The sequence below is a fragment of the Microbacterium sp. CCH5-D1 genome, assembly GCF_001557335.1.
In the GTDB taxonomy this organism is placed as follows: Bacteria; Actinomycetota; Actinomycetes; order Actinomycetales; family Microbacteriaceae; genus Microbacterium; species Microbacterium oxydans.
In genome coordinates, this window is sequence record NZ_LSJW01000233.1 from 1 (window position 1) to 2,707 (window position 2,707).

3 protein-coding genes are annotated in these 2,707 nt (G+C 69.8%); all 3 read left to right on the plus strand.

Annotated elements, in window-relative coordinates:
- Nucleotides 1–1,024, plus strand: a 1,024-nt coding sequence (locus tag AX744_RS13815; RefSeq protein ID WP_231728819.1) for an LpqB family beta-propeller domain-containing protein, incomplete at its 5' end; no start/stop codon positions are given.
- Between the two features lie 91 nt (nt 1,025–1,115).
- Entirely contained in the window at nt 1,116–1,763 is a 648-nt protein-coding gene (locus AX744_RS13820; protein ID WP_058632642.1) for a ComF family protein, read from the plus strand.
- A 132-nt stretch (nt 1,764–1,895) separates the two neighbouring features.
- Nucleotides 1,896–2,552 (plus strand): ribosome hibernation-promoting factor, HPF/YfiA family, encoded by a 657-nt coding sequence (gene hpf, locus AX744_RS13825; RefSeq protein WP_046749488.1) that lies wholly within the window; start codon nt 1,896–1,898, stop codon nt 2,550–2,552.
- The last annotated feature ends 155 nt before the right edge of the window (nt 2,553–2,707 follow it).

Here is a 2,707-nt window from a genome sequence, read left to right on the forward strand (position 1 = left end):
CCCGGCAGTGCAGAACGCCTTCCCCGCCGACGTGCAGCTGGCGCAGGATGCGGTGCCGATCGTCGGACAGGTGGCTGACGTCGCGCTCACGCGCCCGGCCAGCGGACTGGATGCCACGACGCTGTCGCGCATGCGCACGCAGCTCCAGGCTACCCTCAGGGCCTCCGGCGTCGCCGTCACGCAGGTGCGATTCACGGTGGACGGGAGAGACCTGGACGCGGGGCAGGCCGAGGTCAAGGAGCCCTCCACCGAGATCGGCACACTCGTGCTGCAGAACGGCGCGTTCGGGCGCATCGTCGGGGACGAGATCTCGCCGCTCGACGGGATCAGCGCGGAGATCACATCGATCCCGCAGCCGATCGTCTCGATCGATGTGGCCGCCGACGACACCCACGCCGCCACCAGACTCGCCGACCAGCACGTCTACCTCGTCGGCGCGGGGAGCCTCGACGAGCTCGACGCCCGCCCCGGGCTCATCAATCCCTCGCTCGATCCCTACGGCTACACCTGGTCGGTGCCCACGGGTTCCCCCGCGTCCCTGCAGGCGTCGGGAAGCGACGCCGTAGCCCATCCGATCGCGAAGGCGTGGCCGAGCGCGTCGGGGATCTCGCATCTGAGGGTCTCGGCGGATGGCGCGAGGGTGGCAGCCGTCGTGACCGTCGGCAAGCAGATGTGGGTCGTCGTCGCGGCGGTCGTCCGGGACTCGGCCGGTGTTCCGATCGAACTCGGAGAGGTCAAGCAGCTGACGCAGCTCGCCGACCCGGCGACAGGCCTGGTGTGGCTCGGACTCGACCGGGTGGGGGTGCTCGCCGATCCGAGCAGCCCGCGACTGATCACCCAGATGGTCGGGGGGCCGGGGGCGACGGAGGCCGCACCGAACAATGCCGTCTCGATCGCCGGGGCGCGCACGGCGTCCGGTGTGCGCATCCTCGGGGCGAACGGTGAGCTGTTCGCCCACGCGGGGTCGGCATGGCGGGAAGTCGCCTCCGGCGTCGCGGTGCTCGCCACGCGCGTTGGGGAGTGACTCTCCCTGCACGCGAGAGCGATGTGCTGCTCTTCGCGCGCACATCCTGAGATCCTCGGAGGGGCAGACCGCCAGACCGCAGAATCGTCGGATGTGGACGAAGACTCACCTCCTGGATCTGGGCACCGAGATCGCAGCCTTCCTCCTCGCCGCGACCTGCGCGGGGTGCGACGAGCCCGGCACCCTGTTGTGCGGCCGATGCCGGCAGGCGCTGCAACCGGACCCGCAGCGGCTCGCGACGCCGCAGGGGCTTCCTGTGACGGCCGCGCTCTCCTTCGAAGGGGTGGCGGCGCAGTGCATCCGTCGTCTGAAGGGGAAGGGCGAGACGCTCCTGGCGCGCCCACTCGGCGCGGCGCTGGCGTCCGTGCTCAACTCGACGGAGAGTGCGAGCAGGTGGATCGTGCCGGTGCCGACGTCGCGAAGCGCCTTCCGGCGCCGGGGATACCGTGTCCCCGACCTCCTGATCCGGAGGGCGAACGCCGAACCGCAGAGGCTCCTCAGCGTCGTGGGCGGCACCTCGGACCAGCGCGGGCTGGGCGCGCGGGCGCGTGCGACGAACGTGAGCGGCGCGATGCGCGTGCGTCGGGCAGGCGAAGGCACCGAGGTCGTGATCGTGGACGACGTCGTCACTACAGGGGCGACCTTCGACGAGGCGACACGGGCGCTGACCGCGGCGGGCTTCCACGTCTCGGCAGCGGTCGCGCTGGCCGCCACGCCGCGCCGTGACGGATTCGGATGAACCTCATCGGGAACGCATCGGCGACACAGGGGGAAGACCCCGTGACATCCGCCGACGGGCGGACTACGGTGGGGGGACACAAGGCGACCACGGTCCGCCCTTGGCCGGGAGGACCGGGACAAGGAGGCAGCAATGGAAACAAGCATCGTTGGCGTCGGAGTGGGTATCACCGATCGCTTCCGAACCGTTGTCGAAGAGAAGATCGCCAAGATCCAGATGCTCGCGTCCCGTGCGCAGCGACTGGATGTGAAGGTCACCCACCGTGTGTATCGCAACGGTCGCATCCCCGACGAGACCGTCGAGCTCACGCTGATCGGAAAGGGCCCCGTCGTCCGCGCAGAGGCGACGGACGGCGACAAGTTCGTGGCGCTCGACCTCGCCGTGGACAAGATGTCCGAGCAGCTGCGTCGCGCGAAGGAGAAGCGGGTCGACGGACGACAGCACCCGCGCGGCGCCCACTTCGAGAAGGGGAGCGGGGTGCTGGAGGGCATCGACGTCCAGCCGGCATCCGCTGACGTCCTCCGTGCGGTCGCGACGGGCAGCGTGCCGGTGCAGCAGGCGGAGGAGGACGAGTACTCGCCCGTCGTCATCCGCACGAAGAGCTTCGATGCCGAGTGGATGACCGTCGAGGAAGCCGTCGACAGGATGGAACTGGTCGGACACGACTTCTTCCTGTTCGTCGATGTCCGCACCGACCACCCGAGTGTCGTCTATCGACGCAAGGGCTGGGACTACGGAGTGATCGCGTTGAGCACCCAGGCTCCGCCGTCCGAGGCGCTCGCTTCCTGATCCGGAATCGCAGAATCGCAGAACGGCCCGGTCCCGCAGGGGACCGGGCCGTTCTGGTGTGCGAAAGCCGAGAAGGGCGCGTCAGTCGAAGATGCCGTCGAGCAGGCTGCCGATCACGAGCCCGCCGAGGATGCCGGAGGCGAGGTCCCCGCCTC

What these genes read in the sequence shown, in the direction of transcription:
- hpf (WP_046749488.1), top strand. Translation starts at nt 1,896, where the DNA reads ATGGAAACAAGCATCGTTGGCGTCGGAGTGGGTATCACCGATCGCTTC.
- AX744_RS13820 (WP_058632642.1), top strand. Translation starts at nt 1,116, where the DNA reads ATGTGGACGAAGACTCACCTCCTGGATCTGGGCACCGAGATCGCAGCC.